The sequence below is a fragment of the Arthrobacter sp. Soil764 genome (assembly GCF_001428075.1).
In the GTDB taxonomy this organism is placed as follows: domain Bacteria; phylum Actinomycetota; class Actinomycetes; order Actinomycetales; family Micrococcaceae; genus Arthrobacter.
In genome coordinates, this window is the sequence record NZ_LMSI01000006.1 from 92803 (window position 1) to 111586 (window position 18784).

Annotated in this window: 19 protein-coding genes and 1 riboswitch; of the genes, 12 read left to right on the forward strand and 7 right to left on the reverse strand. The window is 67.4% G+C overall.

Features of this window, described 5'->3' with window-relative positions; translation table 11 throughout:
• Positions 1–3 precede the first annotated feature (3 nt).
• Both ASG86_RS05880 and ASG86_RS05885 read right to left on the reverse strand, forming a co-directional pair.
• Positions 4–486, reverse strand: a complete 483-nt coding sequence (locus ASG86_RS05880; protein WP_056331515.1) for a cation:proton antiporter regulatory subunit — start codon at positions 484–486, stop codon at positions 4–6.
• Positions 487–549: 63 nt separating this feature from the next.
• Positions 550–1953, reverse strand: coding sequence for an MFS transporter (locus tag ASG86_RS05885; RefSeq protein WP_056331517.1), 1404 nt, complete (start codon positions 1951–1953; stop codon positions 550–552).
• A 195-nt stretch (positions 1954–2148) separates the two neighbouring features.
• Between ASG86_RS05885 and ASG86_RS05890 the strand changes: the two genes are divergently transcribed.
• The 6 genes from ASG86_RS05890 to mnhG are packed head-to-tail and all read left to right on the forward strand — an operon-like array spanning position 2149 to position 8661.
• On the forward strand, positions 2149–5244 hold the full coding sequence (locus ASG86_RS05890) for a Na+/H+ antiporter subunit A (protein WP_056331518.1): 3096 nt from the start codon (positions 2149–2151) through the stop codon (positions 5242–5244).
• Positions 5241–5846, forward strand: a complete 606-nt coding sequence (locus ASG86_RS05895) for a Na(+)/H(+) antiporter subunit C (protein WP_056331520.1) — start codon at positions 5241–5243, stop codon at positions 5844–5846. The genes ASG86_RS05890 and ASG86_RS05895 overlap by 4 nt, the downstream gene beginning before the upstream one ends.
• Positions 5843–7450 carry a Na+/H+ antiporter subunit D gene (locus tag ASG86_RS05900; RefSeq protein ID WP_056331522.1) on the forward strand — a complete coding sequence of 536 codons (1608 nt, stop codon included), beginning with the start codon at positions 5843–5845 and terminating at the stop codon, positions 7448–7450. The genes ASG86_RS05895 and ASG86_RS05900 overlap by 4 nt, the downstream gene beginning before the upstream one ends.
• Entirely contained in the window at positions 7447–7992 is a 546-nt protein-coding gene (locus ASG86_RS05905) for a Na+/H+ antiporter subunit E (RefSeq protein WP_056331524.1), read from the forward strand. The genes ASG86_RS05900 and ASG86_RS05905 overlap by 4 nt, the downstream gene beginning before the upstream one ends.
• Complete coding sequence (locus tag ASG86_RS05910) at positions 7989–8267, forward strand: monovalent cation/H+ antiporter complex subunit F (protein WP_056331526.1); 279 nt, start codon at positions 7989–7991, stop codon at positions 8265–8267. The genes ASG86_RS05905 and ASG86_RS05910 overlap by 4 nt, the downstream gene beginning before the upstream one ends.
• Positions 8257–8661: a monovalent cation/H(+) antiporter subunit G gene (gene mnhG / locus ASG86_RS05915; protein WP_056331528.1), complete on the forward strand. Its 405-nt coding sequence runs from the start codon at positions 8257–8259 to the stop codon at positions 8659–8661. Before ASG86_RS05910 ends, mnhG begins: the two co-directional genes overlap by 11 nt.
• Positions 8662–8670: 9 nt before the next feature.
• On the opposite strand, the gene ASG86_RS05920 is transcribed toward mnhG, so the two are convergent.
• From ASG86_RS05920 to ASG86_RS05940, 5 genes are all read right to left on the reverse strand, one after another.
• The gene (locus tag ASG86_RS05920) at positions 8671–8934 is read right to left on the reverse strand and encodes a DUF4235 domain-containing protein (RefSeq protein WP_056331531.1); all 264 of its coding nucleotides are present in this window, start codon (positions 8932–8934) and stop codon (positions 8671–8673) included.
• A 119-nt stretch (positions 8935–9053) separates the two neighbouring features.
• Positions 9054–9266, reverse strand: a complete 213-nt coding sequence (locus ASG86_RS05925) for a CDGSH iron-sulfur domain-containing protein (protein WP_056331533.1) — start codon at positions 9264–9266, stop codon at positions 9054–9056.
• 29 nt (positions 9267–9295) lie between these two features.
• On the reverse strand, positions 9296–10450 hold the full coding sequence (locus ASG86_RS05930; protein ID WP_327019816.1) for a glycosyltransferase: 1155 nt from the start codon (positions 10448–10450) through the stop codon (positions 9296–9298).
• Complete coding sequence (locus ASG86_RS05935; RefSeq protein WP_056331534.1) at positions 10399–11454, reverse strand: iron-containing redox enzyme family protein; 1056 nt, start codon at positions 11452–11454, stop codon at positions 10399–10401. The genes ASG86_RS05930 and ASG86_RS05935 overlap by 52 nt, the downstream gene beginning before the upstream one ends.
• A 200-nt stretch (positions 11455–11654) precedes the next feature.
• Complete coding sequence (locus ASG86_RS05940; protein WP_056331536.1) at positions 11655–12197, reverse strand: heme-degrading domain-containing protein; 543 nt, start codon at positions 12195–12197, stop codon at positions 11655–11657.
• 83 nt (positions 12198–12280) lie between these two features.
• Positions 12281–12421: riboswitch (TPP riboswitch) on the forward strand.
• 68 nt (positions 12422–12489) lie between these two features.
• Between ASG86_RS05940 and ASG86_RS05945 the strand changes: the two genes are divergently transcribed.
• From ASG86_RS05945 to ASG86_RS05970, 6 genes are all read left to right on the forward strand, one after another.
• Complete coding sequence (locus ASG86_RS05945) at positions 12490–13113, forward strand: ECF transporter S component (RefSeq protein ID WP_056331538.1); 624 nt, start codon at positions 12490–12492, stop codon at positions 13111–13113.
• 5 nt (positions 13114–13118) lie between these two features.
• Positions 13119–14657 carry an ABC transporter ATP-binding protein gene (locus ASG86_RS05950; protein ID WP_442854291.1) on the forward strand — a complete coding sequence of 513 codons (1539 nt, stop codon included), beginning with the start codon at positions 13119–13121 and terminating at the stop codon, positions 14655–14657.
• Positions 14654–15454, forward strand: coding sequence for an energy-coupling factor transporter transmembrane component T family protein (locus ASG86_RS05955; RefSeq protein ID WP_056331542.1), 801 nt, complete (start codon positions 14654–14656; stop codon positions 15452–15454). The genes ASG86_RS05950 and ASG86_RS05955 overlap by 4 nt, the downstream gene beginning before the upstream one ends.
• 117 nt (positions 15455–15571) lie before the next feature.
• Positions 15572–17095 (forward strand): UDP-N-acetylglucosamine 1-carboxyvinyltransferase, encoded by a 1524-nt coding sequence (locus tag ASG86_RS05960; RefSeq protein WP_056331544.1) that lies wholly within the window; start codon positions 15572–15574, stop codon positions 17093–17095.
• A 66-nt stretch (positions 17096–17161) separates the two neighbouring features.
• Positions 17162–18388 carry a glutamate--cysteine ligase 2 gene (locus tag ASG86_RS05965; RefSeq protein WP_056331546.1) on the forward strand — a complete coding sequence of 409 codons (1227 nt, stop codon included), beginning with the start codon at positions 17162–17164 and terminating at the stop codon, positions 18386–18388.
• Positions 18389–18492: 104 nt separating this feature from the next.
• Positions 18493–18783: a hypothetical protein gene (locus ASG86_RS05970; protein ID WP_056331548.1), complete on the forward strand. Its 291-nt coding sequence runs from the start codon at positions 18493–18495 to the stop codon at positions 18781–18783.
• Position 18784 lies beyond the last annotated feature (1 nt).

Genomic DNA, 18784 nt, shown 5'->3' on the forward strand with positions numbered 1-18784 from the left:
GAACTAACCGTGGCGCAGGATATCGGCCGCTGAGTCGAGGCCTTCCTGGGTGCCAACCGCCACCAGCAGGTCACCGGGGTGCAGCACGACGTCCGGCCCGGGCGACGGCAGTACCTCGCCTTCGCGCATGATGGCCACGATGGAGACGCCGCACCGGGTGCGGATGCACGCCTTGCCCATGGGCTGGTTCTGGAACGGGGAGTCCGCGGCGATGGAGAACTGCCGGGTGACGATGCCCGGAACGTCCTTGTGTTCCTCCGTGAGCTTCATGGCCAGGTGCGTGCCACCCAGGAGGTTGCCCAGGGTGGCTGCTTCATCGCTGGTGAGCGGAATGGAAGCCTGGCAGGTATCGGGATCGTCCCAGGTGGAAACGATCAGTTCCGTCTGGCCTTCCCGCCGCTCGACGACGCCGATGCGGCGTCCGGAAGCGGTCATGAAATCCTTCCTGCGGCCCAGGCCGGGAAGGTTGGTTTCGTCCACGTTCATACGTCCAGCCTAGTCTGCCTGGCAACCCTTGGCCGGGCCCTGGCAGGGGACCGGAGGGTGTTTTCAGCTGGCGGGGACCACCGCGATGGGTGCCTTCTCCGGGGACTTCACCGGCAGCAGCACCAGGAGCCCGGCCAGGAGGACCACCATGATGCCCAGGATGCCCCACCGCTGTGCCTGCCCGGCGGGCACCAGTGGTGTTGCCACCGTGATGCAGAGGGTAAACAGTGCCGGGGCCAGGAAGCTGACGGCGCGGCCGGTGGTGGCATAAAGGCCGAACAGTTCGCCGGACTCACCGTGCGGGGCGAGCCGGGCGAGGTAGGCGCGGGACGCGGACTGGGCGGGCCCGACGAACAGGCAGAGGAAGAGCCCGAACACCCAGAACGTGGTGCTGCCGGCCCATTGCATGCCGAAGAAGACATAGTCCCCGTTACCCAGCGCCAGGATGGCCGTACCGGCGATCAGCAGCCCCACCAGGGAACCTGTGATCACGGCTTTCGGGCCAACCTTGTCATCCAGGAAACCGCCGATCACCGCACCCACTGCCGCCACCACGTTCCCGAAGATCGCGAAGAAGATGACCTGGGAGAGGGCAAAGCCAAAGGTGCCGGCGGCGATGATGCCGCCAAACGTGAAGACGGCGGCGAGGCCGTCACGGAACACGGCGCTGGCCAGCAGGAAGTAGATGGTGTGCGGGCTGGTGGCGTAGATCGCCTTGATCCGCCGGAACAACAGTCCGTAGCTGGCGAAGAATCCGAGCCGGGCCGCCTGGGTGGACCGGGGCAGTTCGGGGACGGCGAACAGGACCGGGAGGGCGAAGACGAGGAACCACAGGGCGGAGAAGACGGCCACCAGCCGGATGTTAAGGCTGTCCTGGGTGGACGCGCCGAACCAGTCGAAGGCCGGCTGCACGAACAGCTGCAGGACGATCAGGAGGGCCACGATGCCGCCGAGGTAGCCCGCGCCCCAGCCGAAGCCACTGACTTTCCCGATGTTGTGCGGCGTGGAGACCTGGGCCAGCATGGCGTTGTAGTTGACGCCCGCGAATTCGAAGAACACGTTCCCCAGCGCGATCAGCGACACCCCGAGGAGCAGGAACTCCGGGCGCGGGAACACGAAGAAGCACAGGGCAGTAAGGATGGCGACGGCGGCCGAGTTCACTCCCAGCCAGAGTTTCCGCCGGCCGCCTGCATCAGAGCGCTGGCCGGTGACAGGGGCCAGCAAAGCGATGGCAAACCCGGCGACAGCCAGTGCTGCGCCCAGCACCGCCGAGGCATTGTCTTCGCCGCCGAAAGCCTTGGACGTCAGGTAGACGGTGAACACGAATGTGGTCATCACGGCGTTGAAGGCCGCCGAGCCCCAGTCCCAGGACGCCCAGGCCAGCGCCCGGCCCTTGCTGGATTTGCCGGGTCCGGTTTCGAGTTCCGAGGCAGGCTGCATTGCTCCCGGAGCGCTGGCGCTGTTCATACGATGCATCGTATCCGCCTGTGGCGAACACCCCGGGGACGACGGGCCCTTGATGGCGGGGATTCCGCCTGCCCTGGAGCCGCGGAAGAGGCAGGATACCGCAGGGCCCTTGGTAAACTGAACCCTCCCGGACCTTACTTCTTGCCGCCTGCTCCAACTTTTGACAATCGAATTCCTGACGTTGCGGAGAATACAGTGATCACAGTCCTTGCCGTGCACTTTTCGGTGGCTGTCATCGCGCCCTTCCTCTTCAGGCTGTGGGGCCGCAACGCCTTCTACGCGCTGGCCGCTGTTCCGGCGGTTTCCTTCGGCTGGCTGATGTTCCAGCACAACCCCATCTACTCAGGGCCCGGGGCCGTCACGGAAGCCTTCGACTGGATCCCCAGCCTCCACCTGGAATTCGCCTTCCGCATGGACGCGCTGGCGTGGATCATGTCCCTGCTGGTGCTCGGCGTCGGCGCCCTGGTGCTGGTCTACTGCGCCCGGTACTTCAAAAGGGAAGACCAGGACCTGGGCGGGTTCGGCGCCCAGCTGCTGGCCTTCGCCGGGGCCATGTTCGGGCTGGTGGTGGCGGATGACCTGCTGCTGCTGTTCATCTGCTGGGAACTGACCACCATCCTTTCCTACCTGCTGATCGGCTTTGCCCGGACGAGGCTTGCGGCCCGCCGTTCCGCCCTCCAGGCGCTGATGGTGACCACCGCCGGCGGCCTGGCCATGCTGGTGGGCCTGATCATGCTTGGCTACACCGCCGGCACGTACCGTATCTCCGGCATTTTGGATCAGGCCCCCGCGCTGGTTTCCGGGACGTCCGCCGGCGTGGTGGGCGCCGCCGTCGTCCTCATCCTGGTGGGTGCCATCACCAAGTCCGCGCTGGTCCCGTTCCATTTCTGGCTGCCCGGCGCCATGGCCGCGCCCACCCCTGTCAGCGCCTACCTGCATGCTGCGGCGATGGTGAAGGCAGGCATTTACCTGGTGGCGCGGCTCGCCCCGGGGTTCTCGGAGACGGCGTACTGGCAGCCCGTGGTCCTGGGGCTGGGCCTGGCGACCATGCTGGTGGGCGGCTACCGGGCGCTGCGGCAGACCGACATTAAGCTGATCCTGGCCTACGGCACCGTCAGCCAGCTGGGCTTCCTCACCATGGTGGTGGGCCTGGGAACTCCCGACGCCGCCCTGGCGGGCCTGGCCATGCTGCTGGCGCACGGCCTGTTCAAGGCCACGCTGTTCCTGGTGGTGGGCATCATCGACCACCAGTCCGGGACCCGCGACGTCCGTAAACTGTCCGGCGTCTTCCGCTCCTCCCGGGCCCTGGGCATCGTGGCCGGCATCGGCGCCGCCTCCATGGCGGGCGTTCCGCTGCTGGGCGGCTTCGTCGCCAAGGAATCCGTGCTGGAGGCGTTCGTCCACCATGCTGCGGACCCGCACTCCGGACCGTGGGGCATGGTGGTCCTGGCCGGGCTGGTGGTGGGGTCAGTCCTCACCTTCGCCTACAGCGCGCGTTTCATGTGGGGCGCGTTCGCGGCCAAACCCGGCGTGGCCCCCACCCCTTTCAAAGCGATCACGCCCTCCTTCCTCGCCGCGCCTGCGGTCCTCAGCGTCCTGACCATCGCCTACGGACTTTGGCCGGTGCCGGTGGACGCCTGGATCCAGCCGTACGCGGCGTTGTTCGCTTCAACAGCGCCCGACGCCGGCACTCCTGCCGAGCAGGCGGGCCACCTTGCGTTGTGGCACGGGCTGACCCCGGCCCTTGGGCTGACGGCGGTCACCTTCGTGCTGGGCGCGGTGATGTACTTTGGCCGCAACGCGGTGGCCCGTGTCCAGTCCCTGGTTCCGGCCTGGGTGGACGGCGACCGCGGTTACCAGCTGACCATCGGCGCCCTGGACGACGTGGCGGTGTGGATCACCGGCCGGACCCAGCGCGGCTCACTGTATTTCTACCTTGCGGTGATCCTCAGCGTGGCGTTTGTGCTGCCGCTGACGGCCATCCTCCTGGGCGGCAATGCCCTGCCGCGGGACGTCTACCTGGTGGACCCGAACTCCCCGCTCCAGCTCGTGGCAGGCGTGGGCATCGTGATCGGCGCCCTGGCCGCCGTCAAGGCGAACAAACGCTTCCTTGCCGTGCTGATGGTGTCCGTGACCGGCTACGGCATCGCGCTGGTGTTCGCCCTGCAGGGCGCACCGGACCTGGCCCTGACCCAGATGCTGGTGGAAACCATCATCCTGGTGGCGTTCGTCCTGGCCATGCGCAGCCTGCCCCCCGAACTGCGGGACCGTACCGGCGGCAAATACCGGGTGGTGCGCGTCATCATCGGCCTGGGATTCGGCGTGACCATGGTGTTCGCGGCGATCTTTGCGATGGGTGCACGGACCGCCCTTCCCGTATCACTGCAGTTCCCGCAGCTTGCATACGAGGGCGGCGGCGGCCTCAATGTGGTCAACGTGACCCTGGTGGACATCCGCGCCTGGGACACCTTCGGCGAGATCAGCGTGCTGGCGCTCGCCGCCACCGGCGTGGCCAGCCTGATCTTCATCCGCGGCCGCGGCGACCGCCTCCAGACCTCCGCATCCGTTGCCGAAGGCACGGTGGGCCGGCACCACGGCGTGGACCCGGGCTCCCGCGACGGCGCTGCCCTGGCCATCAGCCGTAAGTTCGCTGCCGCTGCCCGCGATCCCTGGATCGTGGCCGGCCGGACGCTCGCGCCCGAACGGCGCTCCATCATCTTCGAAGTGGTCACCCGCCTGATCTTCCACTCGATGATCATCTTCTCGCTCTACCTGCTGCTGGCCGGGCACAACCTGCCCGGCGGCGGTTTCGCCGGCGGCCTCACCGCCGGGCTGGCGCTGACCATCCGCTACCTGGCCGGCGGACGGTTCGAACTGCGGGAGGCCGCGCCGCTGAGCGCCGGCGCGCTGCTGGGCACCGGCCTGGCCCTGGCCGCCGTGTCCGGCGTGGTGCCCCTGCTGCTGGGCGGCCAGGTGTTCCAGTCCGCCATCATCCAGGTGTGGCTGCCCGTCTTCGGCGACATCAAGTTCGTCACCTCCACCATCTTCGACATTGGCGTGTACATCGTGGTGGTGGGCCTGGTGCTTGACGTGCTCCGCAGCCTGGGCGCCGAGATCGATGAGCACATGGAGGAGCGGTCCGCCGCGGCCGCACAGCAGGACGAGCCGGAGGAGGACCGTCCCGGGCAGCCGGAAGTGGAAGCTGAACGGGACCTTGAGCCGCCGCTGGAACCGGACACCGTCCCCGCCGAGACCATGCCCGCCGAGACCACCGCAAAGGGCCACGCATGAGCGTCAACCTGACCCTGCTGATCGTCATGGGCGCCCTGTATGCCTGTGGCATCTACCTGATCCTGGAACGCAGCCTCACCCGGGTGCTGCTGGGGCTGATGCTCCTGGCCAACGCCACCAACCTCCTGATCCTGGCCACCGGGGGATACGCGGGCCTGGCGCCGCTGTTCGCCAAGGACACGCCGGCCCAGGACTACAACGATCCGCTCCCGCAGGCCCTGATCCTGACCTCGATCGTCATTTCCTTCGCCGTCACGGCGTTCATGCTCGGCATCATCTACCGCACCTGGGTGCTGGCGCGGCAGGACGACATCCAGGACGACCTGGAAGACCGCCGCGTGGCGGCAACCCCCAGCTTCGACGCCGAGGACGACGCCGAGGTTCCGGCGGAAACCTCCGAGTTCCCGCTCACCATGCTGGGATCGGACGGCCGGGACGTCTCAAACCACCAAGCGTCCGGCGGGGACACGGGCCCGGAAACGGTCCAGCCCGTGGCCACTGTCGTGGCCGGCGGCCGGGAGATGCCCGCCGAACATGCCGCCGCGGAGGAAAAGCCCGGCTCGCTCAACATCGACCCCAGCCCGGAAGGAGGCGGAAAGTGAACATCGCAAGCTTTGCCCCGCTCGCCGTCGTACTTCCCATCCTGGGCGCCGCCCTGACCTTCCTGCTGATCCGGCATACCCGGGCCCAGCGGGCGGTGAGCATCGCCCTGCTCTCGCTGACCCTGGGGCTCGAATGCCTCCTGCTGGCGTCCGCGTGGAACGGCGGGACCGCGGCAGTGACCATCGGCGGCTGGCTGCCGCCGTGGGGCATCGTGATGGTGGTGGACCAGTTCTCCTCGCTGATGCTGGTGGTGTCCTCCGCGATTAGCCTGGCCGTGCTGGTGTACGCCACCGGCCAGGGCATGGCCGACGGCGACCACGACGCACCGGTCTCGATCTTCCACCCCACCTACCTGATCCTGGTGGCCGGCGTGTCCAACGCGTTCCTGTCCGGGGACCTGTTCAACCTTTACGTCGGCTTCGAGATCCTGCTGACCGCGAGCTACGTACTGATGACCCTGGGCGGCACCGGGCCGCGCATCCGCGCGGGCGTCACGTACGTGGTGGTGTCCGTCGTGTCCTCGGTGCTGTTCCTGATCTCCATCGCCATGGTTTACGGAGCCACCGGAACGGTCAATATGGCGGACCTGGCCATCAAGCTTGGCGAACTGGACCAGGGCACCAAGACCCTGCTGCACGTCATGCTGCTGGTGGCGTTCGGCATCAAGGCGGCCGTCTTCCCGCTCTCCTTCTGGCTCCCTGACTCGTACCCCACGGCGCCGGCGCCCGTCACGGCCGTGTTCGCGGGGTTGCTCACCAAGGTGGGCGTGTACGCCATGGTCCGGACCGAAACCCTGCTGTTCCCGGGGGACACCCTAAACACACCTTTGATGGTGGCCGCGCTGCTGACCATGGTGGTGGGCATCCTTGGCGCCCTGGCCCAAAGCGACATCAAGCGGCTCCTGTCATTCACCCTGGTCAGCCACATCGGCTACATGGTGTTCGGGCTGGCCATGTCCTCCGCTGCCGGGCTCGCCGCGGCAGTGTTCTACGTGGCCCACCACATCACCATCCAGACCAGCCTCTTCCTGGTCACGGGCCTGATCGAGCGGCGCGGCGGCAGCTCCTCTGTGGACCGGCTGGGCGGGCTGGCCAAACTGTCGCCCCTGCTGGCGCTGCTCTTCTTCGTTCCCGGCATGAACCTGGCCGGTATCCCGCCCTTCTCCGGGTTCCTGGGCAAGGTGGGGCTGATGCAGGCGGGCATCGAGCTGGGCACGCCGCTGGCCTACGCGCTGGTGATCGGCGGGGTTGCTACCAGCCTCCTGACGCTGCTGGCCATCGCCAGGGTGTGGAACCGTGCGTTCTGGCGCAGGCCAACCGACGCCGAACATCCGGACCCAGTGCTGCTTGCCGCTCCTGCGGTGAGGCTTTCCGGGCCCGGGGCCAAAGCCAACAACACCGTGACGCTCCTGCCGCGCACCATGGTGGGCTCCACCCTGGGCCTGGTGGTGCTCGGCGTTGCCCTGACCGTCTTTGCCGGTCCGCTGTTCGGGCTTTCGGACCGGGCCGCCCGGGACATGCTGGACCGGGCCCCGTACATCCAGGCGGTCCTGGGCAGTGATGTTCCCATCCCGGCCACACCTGCCGTGGGAGGAGTGCGATGAGCCGCAAACGCATTTCCCTGCGCCAGGAGCTGCCCCTCCTGGTCTGGCTGGTGATTGTCTGGGGTGCCCTGTGGCAGGATTTCAGTGCCGGAAACCTCCTGTTCGGTGCGCTGCTGGCAGTGGGCGTGGCCCGGCTCTTCTACCTTCCGCCGGTGGAGCTCAGCGGCCGCTTCAACATCCTGTACGCCGTGCCCTTTGCGCTGGCCTTCGTGGGCAAAGTGGTGGTGGCCAGCGCCCAGGTCCTGTACCTGGCCACCGTCCGCGGCCCCAAGGTGACCAACGCCGTCGTCGCGGTGAAGCTGCGCAGCCACCAGGACCTGATCGTCACCGCCACCGGCCACGTAATCTCCCTGATCCCGGGGTCCCTGGTGGTGGAGGTGGACCGCTCCACATCCACCCTTTACCTGCACGCGCTCAACATCACCTCCAAGGAGGACGTGGAGGGCCTGCGGAACGAAGTCCGGTCCATCGAGGCCGGCCTGATCCGCATCATGGGCAGTCCTGAGGAACTCGAAGCTGTCCGAATGGAGGCCGCCGCATGATGCACGTTGTCCTGGCTGTTACAGCCGTCATCTTCTCGCTTGCTGCAGCCGGCGCCATCATGCGGATCTCCCGCGGACCGTCGCTGCTGGACCGGGTACTCGCGGCCGATGTGCTGCTGGCCATCCTGGCCGGAGCCCTGTGCATCGACATGGCCGTGAACCGGCACCTGAACAACCTCATGCTGGTGGTGGCCATTTCCATCATCGGTTTCATCGGATCCGTGACCGTGGCCCGTTTTGTGGCGGACCGAAGGGTGAAGCCTGATGAATCCTGACCTGTCCGGTCCCGACGGCTGGATCGACGCCGTCTCCGCCGTGTTCATGGTGGTGGGGGCACTGCTGTCCCTGGGCGCGGCCATTGGCCTGCTCCGCTTCCCGGACCTGCTGAGCCGCATGCACGCGGCCACCAAACCGCAGGTCCTGGGCCTGTTCCTGCTGCTGGCGGCCATTGGGCTGCAGATGCGGACGTGGTGGGTGTGGCCGGTCCTGGCGGTGGCCTGGATCTTCCAGCTGCTCACCGTTCCGGTGTCCGCGCACATGGTGGGACGCGCCGGGTACCGCACCAAGCACCTGCACCGGGAACTGCTCACGGCCGACGAGCTGGAAGCCGTGGTGCAAAAAGCCGCCGCCGAGGCTGCCCGGAAAGACAGCCCCGACGGCGGCGGGTAGCGCTTGGAGCTAGACGATGTCCTGCGACTTGGCGAACCGAGTGATGGCGCGCTGGGTGCCGCGGTTGGCCAGGACCTGGATGATGGCGCTCACCGACGCCGAGATCAGCGCGAAGGTCAACGCCGAACGCAGGCTGGTGGGGACGTCCTCGTTCTTGCCGGTGGGGGCCTTCTGCCCGGTGGTCTTTTCCCAGATGGTGTTGACGAGCTTGGTACCGACCAGGCCTGCACCCAGGCTCACCCCGGTCCCGAGCAGCTTGATGAAAAGGTTCATTCCTATTACTCCTTGCGGGCGGAAAACGGACTGCCTCCAGCCTAGCCGTACCCCCGTGCCGGTCGAGGCAAGGGCGTGGCGTGCTGCAGGCGGCTTGTTGGACTAACAGTTTTGTTGGACTAACCGGCGGGCGGCTCGGTGCGGAACTTGATCATCTTGTGCGTGCCGTCGCAGTAAGGCTTGATGGCCGAGGCCCCGCAGCGGCACAGGGCAACGGTCTTGCGGTCGCGGGGCACGGCGTCCCCGGACGGGGTGACGATCTCAAACTCGCCCCTGATAATCAGTGGCCCGTCCGGGCACACCACGATGGAGCTGGCTGCTTCCTGGTCCATGTGGTCTCCTGTTCCTTGCTGTCCGGGGGTCATCCCTGTACCGCTTTCATCGTTGCTTCCTGGTTGCCGGTCACCCGGTGGAGCTTTCCGGCATGGCGTCGCCGGAGTTCTGCCTCCGAGTGCGCCGCCGTCCTGATCCTGCTGCCCGCGTAGGGGACCCCGCCGGCCAGCCTGAGGGCGGCTGCCAGCCAGACGCAGACGGCCCGCTCCATTGCCCACAGCGGCGCAAACCAGGCTGCCGAGGCGGCGAAGACGGCGCTCCCGTTGTGCCGGCGCCGTCCAATTTCCGCACAGGTGACGGCCACCGCGGCAAGCGCCAGAAGGGCGGTCAGCTTTGTCCGGGCTGGAAAAAATGCGGCGCCGATGGTGGCCGGGAGCAGGGCAAGTTCGGCGGCAAGCCGCCGCGGCTGGGCAAAATCGTCGTAGGCCTGCCGTATGCGTTGTCGCAGGAAGTGCCGGGCGGATGGCGGCCGGCGGGCCACGAACAGGCCGGGCAGGATCCGTTCGCTGCCGCCGGCGGCCCTGATGGTGCGGACGAGCTCCAGGTTTTCGAACAGGACACCGTCATAGCCGCCGGTGGCCTGAAGGGCGCTGCGGCGGACGCCCAGCGTTCCGGGGTAGTCGGTGGACCAGGCGCGGTTGAGCAGCGTCCTGGCCGTGTCCCACCGGGCGTGCCACGGGAGGGGGTCGAAGTAGTTCTGCGGACGCACCAGGTGGGCCGATCCGAGGTGAAGGACGACGGCGGCGAGGGCCTCGCGCGTGTAGCGGACGTCGTCGTCGGCTATGACAAGGAACTCCGCGCTGGAGGCGCGCACGCCGGTCATCACGCCGGCCACCTTTCCGTTGTGGGCGCCGCGCACGACGCCGGGCTGGTCCGGGGAAGTGTGCTGGTCCGGGTAACCGTCTGGGTCCGGGCGGAGGTGACGCACCGCCGCGGGGAACGCCACGCGGTGGCGTTCGAAGAAGTCGGGGGCGGAGCCGTCCACCACCGTCACCGGGATCCAGTCCGCGAGGCGCCGGAGGTAGTCCGACAGATCAGCCAGGCCGGAGTCCTCATTCCAGCGCAGGGGAAGGATGTACTCCGCCCCGGCCAAGCAGGCGTGCCCGCCCTGGGACACTGTAGGGCGGGCCGTCATGCTGCCGCCGGCACGGCCGCCCGCAGCGATGATGTCCCGGCTTCCCACGAGGACAAGAGGTGGGCGGAGAGCCGGCTGTCGATGGCCATGACGGCCGTCGCGCCAAACAGGACGTCCGCCAGGAGTTCCGGCTCGGCTTCGACGAGGCCGCCGGCGAGGTCACGGCCGGCGATCTGCTCGTGCACGGCGTCGGCCTCCACATGCTCGTCAAAGTAGTGCGTGACGTCCGCGCCGAAACCGTGCCGGCGGAATCCGTTGCCGTAGAACCGGTTGGGCTGGGAGGAGGTCATTTCGTAGATTGCCAGGTGGCCGGTGATGGCACCGCGGAGCCGCCGGTTCAGTCCGCAGAGGGACATGAGATTTACCGATGCGAGGGAGACTGCGGGGACGGCATCAACGTAGGCGCCGTAGCTGTCGTCGAGGCCCAGGCCACGCATGGTCCGTGCGAACAGCGCGCTGTGCATCCGCTCGGGCCGGCCGCCACCGTATTCGTCCGCCTGGATTTCCACCAGCGCGGCTTTGGGCCGGCCGCTCAGGCGCGGGATGGCCCACGTGTGCGGATCGGCTTCCTTCAGCTGGTACATGGATTTATGCACCAGGAACTCCCTGAGCTGATCCAGGTTTGCCTTCCTGGCCACGTACCGGGAGACGCTGGGGCCGGTGTCCTTGCCGGCGAGGCCGAACAGGACATCGGCTACCTGGTCGCTGCTCATGGCACCGCCGGCGGGCAGTTCGAGGTCCCCGGCGGCCTGCTGTGCGGCGGCGCGAAGGTCCGCCTCAAACGGTTCCTCGAGCAGCCGTCGGACCCTGATCAGCCCCGGCTCCCACTCCCAGTGGTCGGAGACGCCGTCCAGCCCCGAGTAGTGGAGCTCGTAGAGGCAGAAGAGGGCCAGCTGGATGTCCTCGTGGCCAATGATGTCAGCGGTGGCAGCCACCTGCCGTGCGGCCAGGCGGTGCAGGGCGTCCAGTTCTGTCCCGGCGGAGTCCGGAGCCTGCGCCAGGACCGTGAACAGGGCGCTGCTGAGGGGGCCTCTGGTTTCCGGGATTCTCATGGTGCTCCTTGGTCTGCCGCGCTGGTGACGGGAACGAACGCGGGACCGCCCATGGTGAATTCCATGCCCTGTCCTCCTCGAAACCCGGGGGACAATATAGTAAGCATGATTACTAATAAAAGCTAAGCAGGCTTTGTATATAGGGGGTTTTGCTGGGTCCCCCCGTACCCAGCTGCGGACAGTGTTCAGCCAGGCAGTGGTCAGTCAGACAGGGCCGACCCCAGGATGTCGCGCAGCGCCTCCACCACCAGGCCATGGTCCTGCAGCTGCGGCAATCCGGAGACGGTGACCGTGGCCACGGCGCCCACGCCGGTGACGTAGATGGGAAACGAGCCGCCGTGGGCTGCATACCGGGACTGGTCAAACCAGGCGTTGTCCTCGATCCTGCCCCCGCCCAGCCGGCCCCGCAGTCCCACCAAAAGTGACGGCACCTCGTACCGGGCGGCAGTGCGCTGCTTGGCCCGGATCCAGTGCCCGTTGTCAGGAGTGGCGCCGGGAAGCGCGACGTGGAACAGTACCTGCTCGCCCTTGGTTATATCGATGGCGATGGGAAGCGACCGCTCCTTGCCCAGTTCCACCAGAAGCAGCCCAAGGTTCAGTGCGTCATCCGGCGAAAAGCCGGGGAAGTGGAGCTCCCGGACCTCCGCCTCGACCCGGGCAACCAGGGCCTCGAGCGACCCCTCGGGCTGGGCGTCGGGGGAATCGGGATCGAACCCTGTCACATCCGGTGGAATGGCGCTCATGGCCTTCAATCTACCCCCGCCCGGTGTAAACTTGACCACGCCCGGAAGGGCAATCAAAAGCCTTACCCAACAAAAAGCAACACTACAAACGACAGGGGAGCGCCGCCGTCGGGCATCCTGGCATCCGCCGGGCACCGCAGGTGGGCGCTGAGAGTGCGGACAGCCGCAGACCCTCGAACCTGATCCGGTTAGTACCGGCGCAAGGGAGTCGAGTTCTCGAAGTGTCGCGGCTGCACGGCAACGGGCCGTCAGCCGGGTCCACTTTCCCCTCCTGTTTCCCAGGAGGATTCCAATGAGCACTGCAGTAATCAAGAAGACCACCAGTAAGTCCTGGCGCGTCGTGGACATCGTCGTCGCCGCGCTGGTGGCCATCGCCGGCGGCGTTATTTTCTGGGCGTGGTCGCAAGGGGCGGCGGCAGTATCCGTGCCGATGAACGCCGCCTACCCGCCCCTGACCGGCATCATTGCCGGCGGATGGATGATCCCGGGCGTGCTGGGCATGCTGATCATCCGCAAGCCGGGCGCCGCACTGTTCTGCGAGACCGTGGCCGCCACCGGGGAACTGCTCATGGGCTCCCAGTACGGCGCCTCGGTCCTCTTCTCCGGCTTCGTCCAGGGCCTGGGCGCGGAAATCATCTTTGCCATCTTCGTCTACCGCAAGTTCAACCTGCCCGTGTCCCTGCTGGCAGGTGCGGCAGCAGGTCTCTTCTGCGGCCTGAATGACTCCTTTGCGCCGTGGGGCTGGAACATCGCGTACTCCGGCGGCGACAAGCTGGCCTATATCGTCTTCTGCATGATTTCCGGAGCAGTCATTGCCGGCGCCCTGTCCTGGGTGGCCACCCGCGGCCTGGCGCGGACGGGAGTCCTGAGCTCCTTCGCCTCGCGCAAGGCTGCCACGGAGCCTGTCTTCTCCTGATGGCAATGGCCCAGGCCACGGCGGTCCGCCCTGCCGCTGTCACCGCCCGCGGGTGGGGATGGCGGCACGCCGGCAGGGCAAAGCCTGCCGTCCGCGCCCTTGACCTGGACATCAGCCCGGGGGAGCGGGTGCTCCTGCTCGGCCCCTCGGGCGCCGGCAAGTCCACGCTCCTTCATGCGCTGGCAGGGGTGCTGGGTGACATCAACGACGACGGCGGCGAGGCAGGGGACGCCGACGAGTCGGGTTCGCTCCTGGTTGACGGCGCCGTGCCCCGGACCCAGCGCGGGCGTGCCGGGCTCATGCAGCAGGACCCCGAGACGCAGGTGGTCCTGTCGCGGGTGGGGGACGACGCCGCCTTCGGTGCCGAGAACCTTGCGGTGCCACGGGAGGAGATCTGGGCGCGGGTGCACGAGGCGCTTGCCGACGTCGGACTGTCCCACCTCCCGCTGGACCACCCGACGTCGGCCCTGTCCGGCGGGCAAAAGCAGCGCCTGGCGCTGGCCGGCATCCTGGCCATGCGCCCGGGCCTGATCCTGCTGGATGAGCCGACCGCCAACCTGGATCCCGCCGGCGTGCTGGAGGTCCGCGACGCCGTGGCGCGCTGCCTAAACAAGACAGGGGCCACCCTGGTGGTGGTGGAGCACCGGGTTTCGGTGTGGAAGGACCTGGTGGACCGGATCGTGGTCCTGCAGCCGGGCTCCGGCACCGATCCTGCCGTGCTCCTGGACGGGCCGCCGGACCAGGTGCTCACGGAGGCCCGGGCCATGCTCGCTGCAGCCGGGGTGTGGGTCCCCGGCTACGTGCCGGCAACGCGCGCCCGCGCCGTTGTCCCGTCGCCGGGCACGGGGAACCTGCTGCTGGCCGCCGAACAGCTGGGAGTCTCCCGCGAACGTTCCCGCCGCAAAGGCTTCCGGAAGATCCCGCCGGCACCGGTCCAGGAAGGCCTGGCCGCGCAGGTCCGTGCCGGACAGGCCCTCACCGTCACAGGGCCCAACGGTGCCGGCAAATCCACGTTCGCCCTCACCCTGGCCGGGCTGCTGGAGCCGGTCTCCGGAAAGGTGTCCGCCACTTTGGACCTCAGCCGCGGGGCGGGCATCGACCCATACCGTTGGAAGGCCGACCAGTTGATTTCGCGCGTGGGGACGGTGTTCCAGGAGCCGGAGCACCAGTTCGTGACCGGCAAGGTACTGGATGAGCTGCTGTTCGGCCCCCGGCACCTGGGCCACGGCGAGGACCGGGTGGACGAACTGCTGGAGCGGCTGCGGCTCACCCACCTGGTGGACGCGAACCCCTATACGCTCTCCGGCGGCGAGAAGCGGCGGCTGTCCGTAGCCACCGTCCTTGCCGCCAGCCCGCAGGTGCTGGTCCTGGACGAGCCAACGTTCGGGCAGGACGCCAACACGTGGGCCGAGCTGGCCTCGTTCCTGTCCGAACTCCTGGACGCCGGCACCGCGGTGGTCTCCGTGACCCATGACGCCGAGTTCACGGAAGCATTGGGCGGGACTGAACTGCGGATGGCTGCGGCGGAAGCGGTGGCACCATGAGGCGGCAACTCACCCTTGCCGGCAACCATGCCCTCCTGGCCCGCGCCAATCCACTGAGCAAGTTCGCGGCCGTCCTGCTCATCACCGCGGTCCTGGCGCTGTCCATCGACTGGGTGTCGGCATCCGTGGCCCTGGTTTTCGAGTTCCTGCTGTTTCCCCTGGCCGGGCTCACCCTGTCCCTGCTGTGGCAGCGCGGGTGGCCGCTGATCATCGCCGCCGCCGTGGGCGGCTGGAGCACGTCCATCCTGGCGCCGGACAGCGGCAGGATCCTGCTCGACGCCGGCATCTGGACCATGAGCGAAGGATCCCTGCAGCTGGGCGTCGGCTTCATGCTGCGCGGCTTTGCCATCGCCCTTCCGGCGGTGCTCCTGATGAGCTGCACGGATCCCACGGACCTCGCCGACGCCCTGGCGCAGAAGGCACGCCTGCCGCACCGGTTCGTCCTGGGGACGCTCGCCGCGATGCGCCTGGTGGGGCTGATGGCCGAGGAGTGGCAGACCATCGGGATGGCGCGCCGTGCGCGGGGCGTGGGTTCGCGCGGCAGCCTGGGCCAGCGGGTCAAAGCGACGTTGGGGCAGAGCTTCGGGCTTCTGGTGCAGGCGGTCCGCCGCGCCTCCCGGCTGGCCGTGACCATGGAAGCGCGGGGTTTCGGCGGCGGCCAACGGACCTGGGCCCGGGAATCCACGTTCAGCACGCTGGACCTTGGGGTGGTGGCCGGTGGTGTCCTGGTGGCTGGACTTGCCCTCTTTGCGGCACTGGCCGCCGGAACGTGGAACATGGTGTGGCTGGGCAACTGAGGTTGGCGGTGATCCTACTGGTGATGTGTATCGCATCCAGCGGGTAAAGGCTTTCCGCCGACCTTGCTCTCGGCGCCACAGCGGCCGGGATAACTCATTTATGATATATTTTGGGTCATGACGCAGGAAACCGCTGAGCACGTTGCCGCCATGTTGAGGGACGCCCGGTCCGAGAAGGGCTGGACCCAGGGCCAGCTGGCCGCCGAACTCGGCACCAGCCAAAGCGCCGTTGCCCGGATGGAGCAGGGCAAGCAGAACCTGAGCCTGAAGATGATCCAGAGGCTGGAAACCATCTTCGACCGCAGCATCGTCAACGTCGGCAAACCGCAGATGACGCACCTCCGCGTGGAGGGCGGCCGCACCCTGTCCGGCGCCGTGGATGTCAACAGCAGCAAGAACGCCGGTGTCGCCCTGCTGTGCGCCAGCCTCATCAACCGCGGCACCACCGTGCTCCGCCGGCTGGCCCGGATCGAGGAAGTCAACCGCATCGTCGAAGTGCTGACCAGCATCGGCGTGGAGTGCACCTGGCTCAACGACACGGACCTGCGCCTGCGCCGTCCCGCCGTCCTGGACCTGGACGCGATGGACGTTGACGCGGCCCGCAGGACCCGCAGCGTCATCATGCTGCTGGGTCCACTCCTGGATGAGTCGCGGGAGTACCGGCTGCCGTACGCCGGCGGCTGCGACCTCGGCACCCGCACCGTGGAACCGCACATGCAGGCATTGCGCCAGTTCGGCCTGTCGGTGGAGGCCACCTCAGGTTTCTACACCGTCCAGGCACCCCCCGCCGACACCCGGGACCGCTCCTTCGTCCTCACCGAACGCGGGGACACCGTTACCGAGAACGCCATCATGGCTGCGGCGCACCGGCCCGGTACCACCGTGATCCGCAATGCGAGCCCCAACTACATGGTGCAGGACCTGTGCTTCTACCTGCAGATGCTCGGCGTCACTATCGAGGGCGTGGGCACCACCACCCTGAAGATCACCGGCCGGCCCGAAATTGACGCCGAGATCGAGTACTTCCCCTCCGAGGATCCCATCGAGGCCATGAGCCTCATCACGGCCGGCATCGTCACCAACTCCGAGGTCACGGTGCGCCGGGTGCCCATCGAATTCATGGAGATCGAGTTGGCCACCCTGGGCCAAATGGGCCAGGAACTGGAAATCTCCGGTGAGTACATGGCACGCAACGGCCGTACCAGGCTGGTGGATGTCACCACCAAGCCCTCCACGCTGCGTGCCCCCGAGGACAAGATCCACCCCATGCCGTTCCCCGGGCTGAACATCGACAACCTGCCGTTCTTTGCCGTTATCGCCGCGAACGCGCAGGGCCAGACCATGATCCATGACTGGGTGTACGAGAACCGGGCGATCTACCTGACGGAGCTGAACCGGCTTGGGGCGCAGGTGCAGCTCCTGGACCCGCACCGGATCTACGTCAACGGGCCCACCAAGTGGCGCGCCGCCGAGGTGGGCTGCCCGCCGGCGCTGCGTCCGGCCGCCTGCCTGCTGTTGGCCATGCTCGCCGCGCGGGGCGTGTCCGAGCTGCGGAACATCTACGTGATCGAACGCGGCTACGAGGACCTGGCCGAGCGCCTGAACACCATCGGCGCCAAGGTGGAGTACTTCCAGGACTAGCATTCACGGTTCGTCATGAACCGCCGTTGCCCTTTGAATGCAGGCCAAGTATCGCAGAATGTTGGTATGCGTACTTTTGGGGTGGAGGAAGAACTCCTGATCGTTGATCCGGAGTCCGGGGAGCCCCTTGCCCTGGCCGACGCCCTCCTGGCCAACCACCACGTTGCGGCTGACGATCTTCCCGTGGACCCTGAGGTCCACCACGCCGGGAAGCAGGCGGATTACGACGACGAGATGGGCTTGAGTGCCGAGCTGAAGCTTGAGCAGATCGAGACGCAGACCCGGCCGTGCCTGGAATACGGGAGCCTGCTCGAACAGATCCGGGCGGGCCGCTCCCTGGCCGACCAGGCCGCCAGGAAGCACGGCGCCCGGGTGGCGGCACTCGCCACGTCGCCGATGGCATCCACCACCCACACCACCCCCGACCCGCGCTACGCCAGGATGCTGGAGCGCTTTGGCCTTACCGCCCAGGAACAGTTGACCTGCGGCTTCCACGTCCACACGTTCATCGAATCGCCCGAAGAGGGCGTGGCGGTCCTGGACCGGATCCGCGACAAGCTGGCAGTGCTGACGGCACTAAGCGCCAATTCGCCCTTCTGGAACGGCGTTCCCACAGGGTTCGAAAGCTACCGCACGCAGGCCTGGAACCGGTGGCCCACCGCAGGACCTGCCGGCATTTACGGCACCTACGCTGCCTACCGGCGTGTGGTCACCCGGCTGCTGGAGAGCGGCGTCATGCTCGATGAGGGCATGCTGTATTTCGATGCCCGGCTTTCCCGCAACCACCCCACGGTGGAGGTCCGCGTGGCGGATGTGTGCCTTCGTGCGGAGGACGCCGCGCTCATTGCCGTGCTGGTCCGGGCGCTGGTGGAATCCGCCAGCAGGGAATGGCGGGACGGCGTGGATCCTGCGCCCGTTCCCACTGTCCTTTTACGGATGGCTTCCTGGCAGGCCAGCAGCGCAGGCCTCAGTGGTGAACTCCTGGATTTCGGCAATTTCCGCCCCGCGCCGGCCGCCGACGTGGTGCGCTCCCTGGTGGACTACCTGGCTCCCGTCCTGGCCGAACAGGGCGAGCTGGCACTGGCCCGGCAGGGTGTGGAGGACATCATCGCCCGCGGAACAGGAGCCGCTGAACAGCGCCGCGCCCGCGAAAAGGCCTTGGCGGGACCGCCCCCGGAGGACATGGGGTTCGGCGCCGTGGTCCGGCAGGCCGTCCACGTCACAATGCGCGATGCCCTGGATCTTGCAGATGTGGAGGCCACGCCTGAGTTGCTGCGCGTCCGCCAGTCCTGAAGGATAGCCGGCCCGATTTCCCCGAGCCTTGTCGAGCATTCCAGCCCGTGCTTAGGTGGGTTAACGGTGCCATGGGCTGCTCTTGTAGTTGGGGGATTGAATTGGTGGAAAACGCGAAGTCTATGCTGTATCGGCGCACCTTGTGGGCGGGAATCATCCTGGGTGCGGTGGGCCTGTTGATCCTGTTGTTCTCAAACACGTTTATGCAGACGATCGGAACCTATACGTTAAACGGTTCCAACGGCTTCTTCTTCGCCTTGACGCAAATCCATGTCCTGGCAGCCCAGGGTTGCCTGCCGTTCTCGGCGGCCCTGATTTCAGCGGCCCTGGTAATGCGCTATCTCGCCTTGGTTTCACTTCCTTCAGAGCAGCAGACGACGAAGCCGACCCCCTAAG